The sequence below is a fragment of the Candidatus Pantoea communis genome (assembly GCF_011752685.1).
In the GTDB taxonomy this organism is placed as follows: Bacteria; Pseudomonadota; Gammaproteobacteria; order Enterobacterales; family Enterobacteriaceae; genus Pantoea; species Pantoea communis.
On the sequence record NZ_VWXC01000001.1, the window covers coordinates 85,125 to 101,180 of the forward strand.

A 16,056-nucleotide genomic window follows, 5' to 3' on the forward strand; every position below is an offset into this window, starting at 1 on the left:
CATTACGCTCCTTGCTGAGAGGCTTTATGTTCTTTTAGCAGATCGCCAACGGTATTGACGATCATCGCCAGTGAAATGGCTCCCGCATCTGGCGTACCGACACTTTTTTCGGCTAGCGGACGCGCACGACCCATTTTCGGCACCAGCTGAGCGGTGTCTTGTGCGGCCTTATCGGCTACCTGCGCCGCCGCCAACCAGGCATCGGTCAGTGAAGCACCCTCTGCGACTGCAGCGTTAAGGCTGTCGCTAAACGGCACCAACACATCGACCATGGTTTTATCGCCCACCTTCGCTTTGCCAAAGTGCATAATGCCCTCTTTGGCTTCGCGTACGCCGGTTGCGACGCGTTGCGCATTCGGTGACTGCTGATCGCCAATGGCCGTCCCCAGCGCAGTTAATGCCACCCCCCACAGCGCACCCGAGGTGCCGCCTGCTTTATCTGCCCAGGCATCCGCAGCACGGCACAACAGGCTGCCGGCACCTGCACCACGCGCAGCCACTTCACGCGCCTTGTCCACCGCGCCCAGCACGCCACGTTCCATACCGATACCGTGGTCACCGTCACCGGCCACTGCATCGATATCACCTAATTTTTTCGCGTTACGCTGTAACAAATCTGCCACTGATTCCAGGATATGTAACACGCGCTGTGCGCTCTGCTGGGACTCAGCTGAAGCCTGCGGCAATGCTTCTTCCGTGCTCTCTTCACGCTCTTCCGCACTTAGCGGTTCCGCGATCAGTACGCTTCCTTTGCGATAGGCTGGTGCATTTGCCGGCGCACACCACAGTGTCTCCAGCTCATCGTCCAACCACATCAGCGTCAGCGATGCGCCCGCCATGTTGAAGCTGGTAACAAACTCACCGACATCGGGCTGAATCACTTTAAGTCCTGCAGCGTCCAGCAGTTGTGCCACGCGGCGATACACCACGAATAACTCTTCGTACTTCACTGAACCCAAACCGTTGAGGATCACCGCCACGCGATGACCTTCAATCTGTTTGACGTCGGCAGGCACTTCGCCTAGCAGACGTTCAACAAACAACTCGGCCAGCTCATCGGCACTCGGCACATCAGTCTCACTGATACCCGGCTCACCGTGGATGCCCAGACCCAGCGCCATGCGCCCTTTCTCGACTTCAAATAACGGATGCGTGGCACCCGGCAAGGTACATCCGCCAAATGCCACACCGAAAGTCCGCGTACGATCGTTAGCATGCTGCGACTTCTTAAGTACGGAGGCTAAATCATCGCCCGCTTCCGCTGCTGCACACGCCGCTTTAAACACACACAAATCCCCGGCCACACCACGGCGCTTCACCCGTTCGTCTTTACTGGCGCTGGAAATATCATCGGTTACCGCCAGAATTTCACAGGCAATACCTTCGGCACGCAGGCGTTCGCAAGCCTGGCCGAAGTGCAGTACATCGCCCGCATAGTTTCCGAACATCAGCAACACGCCCGCGCCGTTATGTGCCGCTCTTGCCACGTTGTAGATCTGCTGAGCAGACGGCGAAGCAAACAGGTTCCCCATGGCTGCGCCGTGTGCCAGACCTTGTCCAACCAACCCGGCGAAGGCCGGATAATGACCGGAACCGCCGCCCACAATCACCGCAACCGTATTGGGTTGGCTGCGCGTGCTACGCACCACACCACCGGTGACCTGACGAACTTTATCGGCGTTGGCGGCGACAAAGCCTTCAATGAGTTCAGCAGCAAAGGCTGAAGGTTGGTTAAACAGGTACGTCATTTTAGTGCTCCTGTGCGATAGAGGTCGGCTGAGACTGCGGGCGCTGGCGATTCAATAACAGCATAAGGACGGCTGACAGCAGCATGAAGCCACCGACCACGAACATCGGTAACACATAGCTGTTGGTGGCGTCGTGCAGTGCGCCAGTGATGTAGCCCGCGGAGAAGCCCGCCACGTTTCCTAAGGTGTTGATAAGTGCGATAGCCGCTGCGGCTGACGCGCCGGTCAGGAACTGCGTTGGCAGCGTCCAGAAGTTAGGCAAGGCAGCAAAGATGGAACTGGCAGTAATCGCGATCACCATGATGGTGGTGAACGGTGAATCCATATACAGCGCCAGTGGCACGCTGATACCACCGGCCAGCGCTGGAATCGCGATGTGCCAGGTTTTGCAACCACGACGGGTGGCATCTTTTGACCAGAAGTACATCACCCCAGCCGCAATCAGGTATGGCACGCCGGTGATCAATCCCTTCTGCATCACGTTAAAGGTAGTGCCGAACTGCTGCTGGAAGCCGCCGATAATGGTTGGCAGGAAGAAGGCCAGCGCATACAGGCCATAGATAAAGCCGAAGTAGATCAGGCACAGCGTCCACACACGGCCGTTGCCCATGACGGAGCGCACGCTATGTTTCTTATGGCCCTGCTTCTGTTGATGCTCCGCTTCCAGCTCGTTGGTCAGCCAGGTCTTCTCATCTGCGGTTAACCATTTCGCCTGACGCGGTGAATCCACCAGCCAGAACAGCGCCACAATACCGATAAGAATCGCGGGGATGGAAACACCCAGGAACATCACGCGCCAGCCATCCAGACCGAACAGACCGTGTTGCTCAATCAAACCTGCCGCCAGGGGCGCACCGAATACGACGGTCAGCGGCTGTGCCAGATAGAACAAGGACAGGATTTTGCTGCGATGACGTCCCGGTACCCACATGCTCAGATAAAGAATCGCACCCGGGAAGAAGCCCGCTTCAGCAATACCCAGCAGCAGGCGCAGCGTATAGAGGCCTTCGACACTGCTCACCCAGGTGAACAGCAGCGAGACGATACCCCAGCTGATCATGATGCGTGCCAGCCAGCGACGTGCGCCGAACTTATGCAACGCCAGGTTGCTCGGCACTTCCAGCAGGATATAACCGATAAAGAAGATGCCGGATGCCAGACCGAACTGCACACCTGTCAGACCGAGGTCCTGCGTCATGCCATTTGGGCCAGCAAAAGAAATTGCGGTGCGGTCAAGGAAGTTAATAAAGAACATCAGTGCCACGAAAGGCACCAGACGCCAGGAGATTTTGCTGATAGCGGATTTCTCAACCGCCGTCATGTTTTGCTGACTCATAACGCACCTCCGTGACGTGCGTGGTTAAAACTGTTGTTTGGTGTTGACCAGACGCGAAATGAGCGCTGGCTGCAGGTGTACTGAGAGGTACGGTGTAAATGACACATGTTCGAGTCCTCAAGGGGTCTTCTTGTACATTGGTATCGTTATGCGAACAAATGAACACTACACGTATAAATGTGCATCTCTCAACTGCAATGATTGAAAATGTGAGCCTGCTCATGAGATTTGATTTTGGCCCTGAATCGGAAAAACACGCAGAAATACGGCGGAATCAGCGTGGTATCAGCGCCCTTCGCGCTTTGCAGCACACAATCAGCACGCAATACACATGAACAACCATTGAACATATGATTGGATTTGTGGCAGGCTATCGATGAACATCTTCTCGCCTGCATAACAAACGTTCAGGCGTCAGAACTAAACCCTGCTGGAGAATGACGATGAAAACTATCGCAATTGGCGCCGATGATGCGGCTATCGAATTGAAAAACATCATTAAAAAACTGCTTGAAGAGAAAGACTTTCAAGTGACGGACTACACCAACGACGCACAAAATGACCGTCCGATGTACCCGGATGTGGCATTTGCGCTGGCAACCGCTATCCAGAAGAATGAATTTGAGCGCGGCATCCTGCTGTGCGGCACCGGTATCGGCGTGGCAATCGTGGCCAACAAAGTGGAAGGCGTGCGTGCGGCACAGTGCCATGACACCTTCTCTGCTGAACGTGCCCGTAAAAGCAACAATGCTCAGATCATGACCATGGGCGCACGCGTTATCGGACCTGAACTGGCGAAGAACATCGTCAATGCCTGGCTGGCCTCAGAGTTTGAAGGTGGTGGCTCCACCGCCAAAGTCGAGAAGATCGGTTACTACGAACAAGTTTCACATACTAAATAATTACCGACTTCTTACCTCTGGAGAACCTTATGTCAACACGCCGGGAAAGAGCCAACGCCATCCGTGCTTTAAGCATGGATGGCGTACAACAAGCCAAATCAGGTCATCCGGGTGCCCCGATGGGCATGGCGGATATAGCGGAAGTTTTATGGCTCGACTTTTTACAGCACAACCCTACCAACCCCAAATGGGCCAACCGTGACCGCTTCGTATTGTCGAATGGCCACGGTTCGATGCTGATTTACAGCCTGCTGCACTTGAGCGGTTATGATCTGCCACTCAGCGAACTGAAGAATTTCCGTCAACTGCATTCAAAAACACCCGGTCATCCGGAATACGGTTATACGCCAGGCGTTGAAACCACCACTGGCCCGCTAGGTCAGGGGATCGCCAATGCCGTCGGCTTCGCGATTGCCGAACGTACGCTGGCGGCGCAGTTTAACCGCCCTGGCCACGACATCGTTGATCACCATACCTATGTGTTTATGGGCGATGGCTGCATGATGGAGGGCATTTCGCACGAAGTCTGCTCCATCGCCGGGACGCTGAAGCTGGGGAAACTGGTGGCCTTCTATGATGACAACGGCATCTCTATTGATGGTCACGTTGATGGCTGGTTCACCGACGATACCGCCGCCCGTTTCGAAGCGTACGGCTGGCACGTGGTGCGTGACGTAGACGGTCATGACGGCGACGCGATTAAGAAAGCGGTTGAAGCAGCCAAAGCGGTCTCGGACAAGCCTTCTCTGCTGATGTGCAAAACCGTGATTGGTTTTGGCTCACCGAATAAAGCGGGTACCCACGATGTGCATGGCGCACCACTGGGCGACGACGAAATTGCACAGACTCGTCAACAGCTGGGCTGGCACCACGCGCCGTTCGAAGTCCCTTCAGAACTTTATGCGCAGTGGGATGCGAAAGAAGCCGGCCAGGCGAAAGAGTCCGCGTGGGAGGCAAAAGTCGCGGCTTATGCCGAAGCTTACCCGGAACTGGCGGCGGAGTTTAACCGTCGTATCAAAGATGCGTTGCCGGATAACTGGGAAACTGAGTCGCAACAGTTTATCGAGCAGCTGCAGGCCAATCCGGCGAAAATTGCCAGCCGTAAAGCGTCGCAAAATGCGATTGAAGCCTTCGGCAAGATTCTGCCGGAATACCTTGGGGGTTCTGCTGACCTGGCACCCAGCAACCTGACGATGTGGTCGGGTTCTAAGCCGATCAATGAAGATCCCGCTGGGAATTACATTCATTACGGCGTGCGTGAATTCGGTATGACCGCGATCGCCAATGGTATCGCGCTGCACGGTGGTTTCCTGCCTTACACCGCCACCTTCCTGATGTTTGTCGAGTACGCACGCAATGCGGCACGTATGGCGGCGTTGATGAAAGTGCGTCAGATCATGGTCTACACCCATGACTCCATCGGCTTAGGCGAAGATGGCCCCACCCACCAGCCGGTTGAGCAGATGGCCAGTTTGCGCGTGACGCCGAACATGAGCTTATGGCGTCCGTGTGATCAGGTTGAGTCTGCAGTGGCATGGAAATACGCGATTGAGCGCGTCAACGGCCCTACTGCCTTAATCTTCTCGCGTCAGAATCTGGCGCAGCAAGATCGTACTGCTGAACAGTTGGCTAACGTGGTGCGCGGCGGTTATGTGTTGAAAGACAGTGAAGGGGTTCCAGAGCTGATCCTCATCGCCACCGGTTCAGAAGTGGAGCTGGCGGTTGCTGCGTATGAGCAATTGACGGGCGAGGGCCGTAAGGTGCGCGTAGTTTCGATGCCTTCAACCGACGCCTTCGACAAGCAGGACGCGGCTTACCGTGAATCTGTGCTCCCTAAAGCGGTGGCCGCGCGTGTGGCGATCGAGGCGGGTATCGCCGATTACTGGTTCAAGTACACCGGCCTGCACGGCGCGATTGTCGGCATGACCACTTTCGGCGAATCCGCGCCAGCGGAGCTGCTGTTCAAAGAGTTTGGTTTCACCGTGGAAAACGTGGTTCAAACGGCGAAATCGATTCTGTAAATGGTCAACGCCAGAAATGGCGTGCGCCTGGCTACATAAGATGTGAGATGCACCCAGGGGCGGCAGGAATGCCGCCCTTTTTCAGCCATTTCAACACAGCACTGATTTTTCGCTCGGCGTGACATCATCAATGGCCTCCTCTGGTTGCAGGATGCGCACCTGACTCAACACGAAAATCACTCCGCTTATCTTTGCATCCGAATCAGCGTATTCTGTCCTCCGCTTGCCCTTTTCTCACGGAACTGGAGGAAACATGTCCACCTTACGTTTGCTGATCTCTGATTCACACGATCCCTGGTTTAACCTCGCGGTGGAAGAGTGCATATTCCGTCAGATGCCCACCACGCAGCGCGTATTGTTCTTATGGCAGAACGCTGAAACGGTGGTGATTGGCCGCGCGCAAAACCCGTGGAAAGAGTGCAACACACGTCGGATGGCGGAAGATGGCATCAAACTGGCGCGACGCAGCAGCGGCGGCGGTGCGGTGTTTCATGATTTGGGCAACGCCTGTTTCACCTTTATGGCCGGTAAACCGGAGTATGACAAAACCGTCTCGACGGCGATTATTTTGCAGGCATTGGAAAAACTGGGCATGCACGCCGAAGCCTCGGGGCGCAACGATATCGTGGTCAATGTGAATGGCGAGATGCGTAAGATTTCCGGTTCCGCCTATCGCGAAACGCCGGATCGCGGTTTTCACCACGGCACTTTCCTGATGAGCGCCGATCTCTCACGTCTTGCCGATTACCTCAACCCGGACATCAAAAAGCTTCAGGCCAAAGGGATCACCTCGGTGCGTTCACGCGTGGCGAACATCGCGGATTTTATTCCTGATATCCGTTTTGCAGACATCCGTCGTGAGGTGATTGCGGCTTACTTCGCGCATTACCATGAAACCTGCGAGCCCGAGTTTATTTCACCCGAAGCCCTGCCAGACCTTCCCGGCTTTAAGGCGCAGTTCGCCCGCCAGAGCAGCTGGGAGTGGAATTTTGGTCAGGCGCCTGATTTCTCACATCTGCTGCAGGAACGTTTTGTCTGGGGTGGCGTTGAGATTCACTTTGACGTTGAGCGTGGCACCATTACCCGCAGTCAAATTTTCACCGATAGCCTCAATCCCGCACCGCTAGAAACGCTGGCGATGCAGTTGCACGGTGTGGCGTATCGACCGGAGTCACTGCAGGCTGAAATGCAGAAACTGATTGCGGCGTTTCCGGAACAGCAGAAGGAACTCACCGAACTAACAAACTGGCTGGTGAACAGCATCAGATAAGGTGGCGCTGCACCAGCGCCTCAATCAGTCCCTGCAATTCTTTTACGCCATCCAGTTGTCGGATATCGCCGCACACTACAGCGTTTGAGAGGGCGTCTGCCGCGCCCAGTAAGCCCCACAGGCTGGATTGCGGCAGCTTCGCCTCAGTAAACCACAGACGAAGCTTTGCCATAAAATCGAGTTGGTATTTGCGCTTTACTTCAGCCAGTTCAGGCGAGCTATTGAGTGCTGACAGCACATCGGGAATTTCGCGCCCTTGTGTCAGTACACAGTTCACGTAACAAGCGGCTACCGTGCTGGCGCGTTCTGCCAGATCGTCTCCCGCTTTTGCCATCGCCGCGTCAATAACAGCGTTTTGCCGCACATCGAAGTCCTCATACAGCGCAGCCAGTAAACCGTGGCGGGTGCCAAAATGCTCATACACCACAGGCTTACTGACACCCGCTTCAATCGCCACTCGACCTAAGGTCAGAGCATCGCTGCCGTGCTCTCGCACCAGATTCCACGCTGTGTTAATCAGCTGCTCGCGGCGGGCGTCAAAGGTCATACGCTGGCGCGTGGGTGAGTTCATGCAGGTTCCTTCAAAGTGAAAAGTCGCTGCCCCAGTTGCCGGGCAAGCGCGTAATGCGCATCAGGATAACCCTCATCGGACGGCAACAACAGTTCGCTGGTGATCACCGGCGCGCCGCAATAACCAAATATTCCCTCATCAATCTGAGTTCGCATGCTGCTGAAATAGCCACGTCGCAGATAAGTGCGCGTATTCGCCGCGCCCAGTGCCAGCAGATGCACCTGCAGATGACCCAACTTTTTGATGACCTTTTCGCCGGTGTCGTCATACGCCCAGCCCTGAGTAAACACGCGGTCAATCCACCCTTTTAACTGTGCCGGGAAAGACCACCAGTAAATCGGATACACCAATACCAGCGCATCGGCACGATTCAGACGCTGCTGTTCGGCCAATACATCCTGAGGCGAAGGGGTTCCCGATTTAAACTGATCGACATCCGCCTGATTGAAGCGTGGATCAAATTGCTCAGCCGCTAAATCGGCGATTTCAACACTGTGTTGGCCGCTCGCTGAAATGCCTTTAACCAGCTGTTCAACCACAGCATGGGTGTGTGAATGGTGATCCGGATGGGCCGTAACGATAAGCGTGTGCATGGGTTAACCTCCGACAAAGATTGACCTACTATTGGTAACTTACCAATGGTAGGTTGTCAATTATTCGTTTGCTGTTGGACTTAAGCGTGGGATGACTGCGCAGGCTGTGATTGTCTGGGTGCGCAGGTGATGACGCATTCTGAAGCCGCTTAGGGGCTGGCGTCCTCGCGCCGCTGACGCGGTACCCTCACTTCATTCGCCTGCCTGACGGAACGGCGGGGGATGGCACATCCATGCGCCGCCCCGCCTTTCGCCCGCGTCCCTGCGGGCTATCCTGGCAGACTCACTCTGCTCGGCGCTGCGGATTGCCAGCCCTTAAGCCGCCCCAGCCTGCTCATTAACTTCGGTGCGTTCTGCCAAAAGGGCCGCCGGCTTGTTAGATTTAATGCGTTCTGTACAAGGGCCTGGCTTTCTCGTTTGATTCAGTGTGTGCTGTAAAAGGAAAAACGACCGGCTCGTTTGATTCAATGCGTGTTGTTGAAGGATTAATCTGCTGGATTGAATCAAGACATCCTCTCAAATTGACCTAAGTCTGCTCGGAAGCTTCAGTGGGTTTTATCAAAACGGGCACCATATGAATGGCCGTAGCACCTCTGATGCTGCAAGGGCTATCCGCAGCGCTGAGGCTTTGACGTTGGGCCAGGAGATCCACGCAGGGATGCGTGGATCAGTTCGGGGCCGACCAGGGATGGTCGATCCCCGAATGTTCCGTCGGCACGACGTGGAAGCCGAGGGCACCGCGTTAGCGGCGCGAGGACTGCCCGGCAGCAGCAGAGGTGCTACGGCCCGCACCACCGCACACAAAAAGCTGCCATTGATTTAACAATGGCGGCCTAAACTCACACAAACGTGACACCGTCACTCACCAAAAAAGCAATCACAGTCGCGTCACGCTCGCCTCGGACTGCAGGCAATGCGCCCTGCTCGCTGATAGAATCCCCCTGCAACAGCCGCTCCTCGCCAACAGTCACAATGCCATCCAGCAAGGTCAGCCATGTTGAGTAACCGGCAAGGTGTGGCACCTCAACCTGTGCGCCCCGCTCCACTTTCAGATCATAAATAAACACCTCCTGACCCAACGGCAGCGGTGCGTCGCTAGTTTCGGGTCCCGCCAGCAATGTCCAGGCGTTGAGCGGCACCCCATCAGCGCGAGTAAAATCCAGGGTGCGTGGTGCACCGCCGCTTTTGGCCGGACGGATATAAGCCTGCAACATCTCGGTTTCGACAAAAGGCGCAGACTCTTCATAACGCACGCCACTTCCTGCACTCACCACCATGGCGCGTTTGGCATTCAGCGCGGTTTTGTCGCCATTTTCAGCAAGGTGCTGCGCCGAACCACGCCAGACGTAGCTGAAAATCTCTTCGTCCTGACGGCTGTGCATCGGAATACGCGCATCCATTTTCAACGACATCTGATCAATAATCGTCAGCGGGCCAAAAGCCTCGCCAAGCCGTTGCCGGCGGATGGTAAAGGGACCGTATTCAAACAGTTGGTCACGCTGGGCACGCATTACGTTCATAATTTGCTCCTCAAAATGTGGCTATGCTCATCATGATAGCGACAAGAAAATCCCTGAACAGGTGTTCAATTTGCTCACTTAAGTCAAAATTTTTGAATATTGATAACTAACAGCAATAATAAGAAAAAGAAACAATCTAAAGAACGCGACTATTTAGCATTCAGGATTAGTCAGGCTGCTTGTTTTTGCGTAAAATACGCTTTTCCGTGATGAGTAAATAACATGAATCGCAGCGAACAGATTCTTGATGCAGCTGAACAGTGCATGCGCCTAAAAGGGTTTCATCAAACGTCTATTCAGAATATTGCCAGCCAGGCAAATGTTAGCATTGGTTTAATTTATAAATATTATAAAAACAAAGATGCCATTATCGAAGCGCTGGTGACCAATGTGGTGCAACGCATGATCGCATTATTAAACGCTGATTTTGAACGAATTGCCCATGCGGGAGGCGTCACGCATTCGGTGCAGGACATTGTGCCGCCCGAAGTTGAGCACAGTATTGTCTTGTTGATGGAAGTCTCATCTGAAGCCACACGTAACGAGCGTATTCGTCAGATAATGAATGATGCGTGGTTGGTATTAAAAAACAACTTTATTGCTCAGGAGCAGACGCTCAATCCGGCGCTGAAAGCCGACGTCATCAACACCCGACTGCATATCATCTCTCTGGTGATTGATGGGATGATCATTCGCCGTTGCATGAAACAACGTGACGTGCCCGACGGATTTATGCCCTTTTTTGATGCCATCACGCGTGACATCAATCAGCATGATATGGCCTGAAATCAGCCAAACAAATGATGTGTGAGAATGCCATTGATCCTGCCCTGTTCGTGATGATCCAGGTTCTTATCACCAAATGCGCGGCAGGCAACACCGTCTACCAGCATTAACAAAAATTGGATACGCTCATTACGCTGCTGTGGACTCACTTGAGCATACTGGCGGCTAAATGCTTTTTCCAAATCAGCAATCAATAGCTGTTCTTCTTGAGCCAAAACTTCCCGCACAGATTGATTACGCGACGCTTCCGAATACATCTCCAGTAATAAGCAGCGGTCCTGATAGGGCCAGTCCTGCCAAAATGGCGATTCCGCATCAATAATATCGCGGGTGCTGCTTTGCTTCGGCAGATTATCTTGTAAAAAAACACGCCAACTCGTGGCTATACTTTTAATCGTTTCACTGACGATGAATTCTTTGCTCTCAAAATAACGATATATCTGCCCTGCACCCAAACCTGATTCCCGGCTTATATCAGCCATGCTCGCCCCGTGAAAACCGGAGCGACTAAAACATATTTTTGCAGCGGAAATAATTATTTGCTGTCGCTGTCGCACGAAGGCGTCATTCTCTGATTTGCTCAACATAACTCCTAAAAGTGGCCGGCGCGTAATTATTGTTTTTTCCTATCATACGCGAAGGGATTTATAGCCGATATGCTGGCTATAAATCCGGTTACATTTTTTCCCTGGTCGCTAACGCATCGACCCGGGGCGATCATCACAGTTTCAGTTCAGATTCTTTCAACGCCGTACCACCACCCATCACTTTGTAGAAAGTATTGAGGTTCTGGTAGTAAGCCTGCTCAACGCTCACCAGGCTGGTGCGTGCTGTATACAGCGTGCGCTGTGCAGTTAACGCATTCAGATAGGTATCCACACCATTTTGATAGCGCAGATCCGCCAGGTGGTAATAGGTTTGCGAAGCAGCAACATTATTACGCTGACTGGTCAGCTGATCGTTGATGGTGCCGCGTCGTGCCAACGCATCGGCCACTTCTGAGAACGCCGTTTGGACCGCCTTCTCATACACCGCCACGTAATACTCTTTCTGCGCTTTGGTGTAGTTGAGGTAGGAAACGTTGTAGCCGCCTTTGAAAATCGGCAGCGAGATACTTGGGGCAAACGACCAGATTCCCGCACCGTTCTTGAACAGCGAAGACAAATCTGAACTGCCCACCCCACCGCTGGCGGTGAGGGAGATGCTTGGGAAGAAGTTAGCGCGTGCCGCCCCGATATTGGCATTAGCGGCTTTTAAGTTGTGCTCTGCCTGCAACACGTCCGGGCGATTATTCAGTGCATCCGATGACACGCCAGCAGGTACGGCTTTCAATGCATCGCCAATGGACTCAATGCTTTCAGGCAACAAATTATCTGGCACGCTTTTGCCTACCACCAGATCCAGCGCGTTTTTATCCTGCGCCACGCTGGTGGTGTAACTGGCCACATCCGCCTGAGCAGATTGATAAGTGGTCTCTGCTGACGCGACATCCACCATCGAATCCACACCGTTCTGCAGACGCTTGCGCGTCACTTCCAGTGACTGACGCGCACTCTCTGCCGTCTCTTTAGCGATCGCCAGATTGCTGCGATCGGCGGCCAGCTGCAGCCAGTAATCCACGGTGTTATACAGCACCGTCAGGCGCGTACTGCGGGCGCCCTCCAGCGTGCCGAGATAAGTTTCATACTGCTGGCGCGACAGACTCTGGTTCTTGCCAAACAGATCCAATTCAAACGAGCTGACGCTGCCCTCGGCTGAATAGGTATTGCTGAGCGCAGTTTGATTTCCCTCCCCGGTTAGCGCGCGTGAACGTGTGCCGCTCACGCCAGCGCTCAGGCTGGGGAACAAATCGGCACGCTGCTCACCATACTGAGCATGAGCCGATTTCACACTGGCGACCGCTTCACGCAGATCGCGGCTGCTGTCCAGCGCCATCGTCACCACCTGGCGCAGCTTCGCATCCAGCACATAATCCTGCCAGCTGATATCACGATAGTTAGCCGGTGTGCCTTGTAACGTCCGATAGGCATCGCCGGTGGGCGCGGTGGTATTCACCGCATCCTTTGGCCGATCGTAATGCGGATCGAGAGATACGCAACCCGCAAGGAAACACGGCAAAAACACCATTAAAAGTTTTGCAGACATATTACTCCTCCGCCTTCACAGCAGATTCGGTTGACTGTGCATCGTCATGCGGAATCGCCGGGAAAACGCGACGGACCAGAACAAAGAACAGCGGTACAAAGAAGATGGCCAGCAAGGTCGCGGTCAGGGTGCCGCCGATAATGCCGGTGCCGATAGCGATACGGCTGTTCGCCCCCGCACCGGTGGAAATCGCCAATGGCAGTACCCCAGCGGTAAACGCCAGCGAAGTCATGATGATCGGACGCAAACGCATAGTGGCGGCATGCACCGCGGCTTTCACCAGGTTCTCACCCTTGCGATAGTTCTCCTCAGCGAATTCCACGATCAAAATCGCGTTCTTGGCCGAGAGTCCAATGATGGTCAATAGCGCGACCTGGAAATAGACGTCGTTTTCCAGACCGCGTAGCGTAATGGCCAGCAAGGAACCGATGACGCCCAACGGCACCACCATCATCACCGAGAACGGCACTGACCAACTTTCATACAGCGCGGCCAGACACAGGAACACCACAATCAGGGAGATGCCATACAACGACATCGCCTGGTTGCCGGAGAGTTTTTCCTGATAAGAGAGGCCGCTCCATGCATAGGTGGTACCGGTTGGCAGTTTGGCCGCCAGTTTTTCCATAGCGGTGATGGCATCGCCCGAACTCTTGCCCGATGCTGACGATCCTTCAATCTCATAGGAAGCCAGGCCGTTATAACGTGACAGCACATCTGGACCGTAAGCCCATTTTGAGGAGGCGAACGACGAGAACGGCACCATGGTGGTGTTGCTGCTGCTATCCGTTCCGCGCACGTACCATTGATCGATATCTTCAGGCTTACTGCGGAACTGCTGATCGCCCTGCATGTAAACCTTCTTCACGCGACCACGATCGGTGAAGTCGTTGACGTAACTGCCGCCAATCGCTGCACTCAAGGTGGTGTTGATGTCACTGATGGTCAGGCCCAGTGACTGCGCTTTTGCATCATCAATACTCACATCCAGCTGAGGCAAATCGGGTAACGAGTTGGCACGCACCGCGCTCAACACCGGATCCTGATTGGCTTCAGCGATCAGCTGGTTACGCATCTTCAGCAGTTGGTCACGATCGGTTGCGCCGCGCGCTTGCAGTTCAAAGGTAAAGCCGTTGGACTGGCCCAGTCCCGAGACAGAAGGCGGTGACAACACGAAAATCTGTGCATCACGAATACTGGACAGCGCAGCCATGGCGCGTCCTGCTATCGCATCGGCGCTGTTCTCTGTGCCTTTACGCTCACTCCAGTTTTTCAGCGAGATAAAACCAATACCGGCGTTCTGTCCGCTGCCCGCAAAGCTGAAGCCGTTCACCAGCATGCTGACGTTAACGTTATCTTTCTCTTTGGTCGCGAAATACTGCTGAACCTGCTGACGGACTTCACTGGTGCGGTTTTCCGTGGCACCCGGTGCCAGCTGATACTGCACCATGATATAGCCCTGATCTTCGGTCGGCAGGAAGCCGGTCGGCAGGCGCAGATACAGCACCGCACATCCGATCAACAATACGCCGTACAGCAGCAGATAACGTACTGAACTGTGCACCACATGGCCGACGCCGTTTTGATAGCGCCCCTGTACTTTTTCGTAGCTACGGTTAAACCAGCCAAAGAAGCCTTTGGTGCCGCTTTCATGGTTATGTGGTTTCAGCAAGGTGGCACAGAGTGCCGGCGTCAGCGTCAGCGCGACGATCACCGACAGCACCATCGACGACACAATGGTAATGGAGAACTGGCGATAAATGACGCCAGTTGAGCCACTGAAGAAGGTCATCGGCAGGAACACCGCCGACAGCACCAGGGCAATACCGACCAGCGCCCCCGTAATCTCTTTCATCGATTTTTCGGTGGCCTGTCGCGGTGGTAATCCCTCTTCGCGCATCACACGCTCAACGTTTTCCACGACGACAATCGCATCATCGACCAGCAAGCCGATGGCGAGCACCATGCCGAACATGGTTAAGGTGTTAATCGAATAACCAAACAGCGACAGCACGCCAAAGGTGCCCAGTAACACGACCGGCACGGCAATCGCCGGGATCAGTGTGGTACGAATGTTCTGCAGGAACACGAACATCACGATGACCACCAGAATCACCGCTTCGATCAGCGTTTTCACCACTTCTTCAATCGAGATTTTTACAAAGTCGGTACTGTCGAGCGGATAAGCGATCTCATAGCCCGCAGGCATACTGCTGCGGAACTCATTGATGGTGGATTTCACCTGTTCGGCGGTGGAAAGCGCATTGGCACCCGACGCCAGCTGAACCGCGATACCCGAAGCGGGATGGCCATTCGCCAGCACGTTGGCACTGTAATCCTCATCACCCATCTCGACGCGCGCCACATCACTCAGGCGCACCACGGAACCGTCAGACTGGCTTTTCAGCACAATATTACGGAACTGTTCTGGCGTTTGCAGACGTGAACGCGAACGCACCGTTGCCACCAGTTGCTGCTCTTTACTGGCAGGCTGCGCGCCCAACTGACCGGAAGAGACCTGGGTATTTTGGCTCTCCAGCGCGGTGGTGACATCCGACGGCATCAGCGAATAGGAGGCGAGTTTGCTCGGATCTAACCAGATACGCATCGCGTATTCGGCACCAAATACCTGCACGCTCCCGACGCCGCTGACACGCGCCAGCGTATCTTCCATATTACTGACCATATAGTCAGCCACATCGGAAGAGCTGCTTTTATTGGTTTTATCGTACACCGCAAGGATCAGCAGGAAGTCGCTCTGCGCTTTTTCCACGGTGACACCCTGTGTGGTCACGGCGGTAGGCAAACGGCTTTCTGCCTGCTGAACCTTATTTTGTACCTGAACCTGAGCGATATCCGGGTCAGTGCCTTGCTGGAAGGTCACATTGATTTTTACCTGACCGGTCGATGCGGTGCTGGTGGAGTTGAAATAGAGTAAACCATCCAACCCGGTCAACTGCTGCTCAATCACCTGGGTGACACTGCTCTCCAGCGTTTCCGCCGAGGCTCCGGTGTAGGTGGCCTGAATGCTGATCTGTGGCGGCGCCACATCGGGATATTGCGCCACGGGCAGGCTGTTAATACTGAGTAAACCGAACATCATGATGCAGATGGCGATAACCCAGGCAAACACCGGCCGACGAATAAAGAACTGAGCCAACATA

The 16,056-nt window shown here is 54.3% G+C and carries 12 protein-coding genes; 4 read left to right on the plus strand and 8 right to left on the minus strand.

The window, feature by feature from the left end; all coding sequences use genetic code 11:
- Positions 1-2 precede the first annotated feature (2 nt).
- Together F3J37_RS00390 and F3J37_RS00395 are read right to left on the minus strand one after the other, a co-directional pair.
- Positions 3-1,748, minus strand: a complete 1,746-nt coding sequence (locus F3J37_RS00390) for a dihydroxyacetone kinase family protein (protein WP_166931121.1) — start codon at positions 1,746-1,748, stop codon at positions 3-5.
- Between the two features lies 1 nt (position 1,749).
- On the minus strand, positions 1,750-3,084 hold the full coding sequence (locus F3J37_RS00395) for an MFS transporter (protein ID WP_166931124.1): 1,335 nt from the start codon (positions 3,082-3,084) through the stop codon (positions 1,750-1,752).
- A gap of 443 nt (positions 3,085-3,527) precedes the next feature.
- On the opposite strand from F3J37_RS00395, the gene F3J37_RS00400 reads away from it, so the two are divergent.
- From F3J37_RS00400 to lplA, 3 genes are all read left to right on the plus strand, one after another.
- A complete protein-coding gene (locus F3J37_RS00400) occupies positions 3,528-3,986 on the plus strand; it encodes an RpiB/LacA/LacB family sugar-phosphate isomerase (protein ID WP_039328632.1) in 459 nt (152 codons plus the stop codon).
- A 29-nt stretch (positions 3,987-4,015) separates the two neighbouring features.
- The gene (gene tkt, locus F3J37_RS00405; protein WP_166931127.1) at positions 4,016-6,007 is read left to right on the plus strand and encodes a transketolase; all 1,992 of its coding nucleotides are present in this window, start codon (positions 4,016-4,018) and stop codon (positions 6,005-6,007) included.
- A gap of 253 nt (positions 6,008-6,260) precedes the next feature.
- Complete coding sequence (gene lplA, locus F3J37_RS00410; protein WP_166931130.1) at positions 6,261-7,277, plus strand: lipoate--protein ligase; 1,017 nt, start codon at positions 6,261-6,263, stop codon at positions 7,275-7,277.
- Here lplA and F3J37_RS00415 read toward each other — a convergent pair.
- The 3 genes from F3J37_RS00415 to F3J37_RS00425 all read right to left on the minus strand — a co-directional run bounded on the left by F3J37_RS00415 (position 7,270) and on the right by F3J37_RS00425 (position 9,961).
- Complete coding sequence (locus F3J37_RS00415; RefSeq protein ID WP_166931133.1) at positions 7,270-7,848, minus strand: TetR/AcrR family transcriptional regulator; 579 nt, start codon at positions 7,846-7,848, stop codon at positions 7,270-7,272. The two genes, lplA and F3J37_RS00415, sit on opposite strands and share 8 nt — an antisense overlap.
- Positions 7,845-8,441: an NAD(P)H-dependent oxidoreductase gene (locus F3J37_RS00420; RefSeq protein ID WP_166931136.1), complete on the minus strand. Its 597-nt coding sequence runs from the start codon at positions 8,439-8,441 to the stop codon at positions 7,845-7,847. Before F3J37_RS00420 ends, F3J37_RS00415 begins: the two co-directional genes overlap by 4 nt.
- 839 nt (positions 8,442-9,280) lie before the next feature.
- Positions 9,281-9,961: a pirin family protein gene (locus F3J37_RS00425; RefSeq protein WP_166931138.1), complete on the minus strand. Its 681-nt coding sequence runs from the start codon at positions 9,959-9,961 to the stop codon at positions 9,281-9,283.
- A gap of 222 nt (positions 9,962-10,183) precedes the next feature.
- Between F3J37_RS00425 and F3J37_RS00430 the strand changes: the two genes are divergently transcribed.
- Positions 10,184-10,747, plus strand: coding sequence for a TetR/AcrR family transcriptional regulator (locus tag F3J37_RS00430; protein ID WP_058959940.1), 564 nt, complete (start codon positions 10,184-10,186; stop codon positions 10,745-10,747).
- Positions 10,748-10,749: 2 nt separating this feature from the next.
- On the opposite strand, the gene F3J37_RS00435 is transcribed toward F3J37_RS00430, so the two are convergent.
- From F3J37_RS00435 to F3J37_RS00445, 3 genes are all read right to left on the minus strand, one after another.
- A complete protein-coding gene (locus tag F3J37_RS00435; RefSeq protein WP_160867455.1) occupies positions 10,750-11,331 on the minus strand; it encodes a TetR/AcrR family transcriptional regulator in 582 nt (193 codons plus the stop codon).
- Between the two features lie 136 nt (positions 11,332-11,467).
- Complete coding sequence (locus F3J37_RS00440) at positions 11,468-12,892, minus strand: efflux transporter outer membrane subunit (protein ID WP_034823599.1); 1,425 nt, start codon at positions 12,890-12,892, stop codon at positions 11,468-11,470.
- A 1-nt stretch (position 12,893) separates the two neighbouring features.
- Entirely contained in the window at positions 12,894-16,055 is a 3,162-nt protein-coding gene (locus F3J37_RS00445; RefSeq protein ID WP_166931141.1) for an efflux RND transporter permease subunit, read from the minus strand.
- Between the last annotated feature and the right edge of the window lies 1 nt (position 16,056).

What these genes read in the sequence shown, in the direction of transcription:
- F3J37_RS00390 (WP_166931121.1), bottom strand. Translation starts at nt 1,748, where the DNA reads ATGACGTACCTGTTTAACCAACCTTCAGCCTTTGCTGCTGAACTCATT.
- F3J37_RS00395 (WP_166931124.1), bottom strand. Translation starts at nt 3,084, where the DNA reads ATGAGTCAGCAAAACATGACGGCGGTTGAGAAATCCGCTATCAGCAAA.
- F3J37_RS00400 (WP_039328632.1), top strand. Translation starts at nt 3,528, where the DNA reads ATGAAAACTATCGCAATTGGCGCCGATGATGCGGCTATCGAATTGAAA.
- tkt (WP_166931127.1), top strand. Translation starts at nt 4,016, where the DNA reads ATGTCAACACGCCGGGAAAGAGCCAACGCCATCCGTGCTTTAAGCATG.
- lplA (WP_166931130.1), top strand. Translation starts at nt 6,261, where the DNA reads ATGTCCACCTTACGTTTGCTGATCTCTGATTCACACGATCCCTGGTTT.
- F3J37_RS00415 (WP_166931133.1), bottom strand. Translation starts at nt 7,848, where the DNA reads ATGAACTCACCCACGCGCCAGCGTATGACCTTTGACGCCCGCCGCGAG.
- F3J37_RS00420 (WP_166931136.1), bottom strand. Translation starts at nt 8,441, where the DNA reads ATGCACACGCTTATCGTTACGGCCCATCCGGATCACCATTCACACACC.
- F3J37_RS00425 (WP_166931138.1), bottom strand. Translation starts at nt 9,961, where the DNA reads ATGAACGTAATGCGTGCCCAGCGTGACCAACTGTTTGAATACGGTCCC.
- F3J37_RS00430 (WP_058959940.1), top strand. Translation starts at nt 10,184, where the DNA reads ATGAATCGCAGCGAACAGATTCTTGATGCAGCTGAACAGTGCATGCGC.
- F3J37_RS00440 (WP_034823599.1), bottom strand. Translation starts at nt 12,892, where the DNA reads ATGTCTGCAAAACTTTTAATGGTGTTTTTGCCGTGTTTCCTTGCGGGT.
- F3J37_RS00445 (WP_166931141.1), bottom strand. Translation starts at nt 16,055, where the DNA reads ATGTTGGCTCAGTTCTTTATTCGTCGGCCGGTGTTTGCCTGGGTTATC.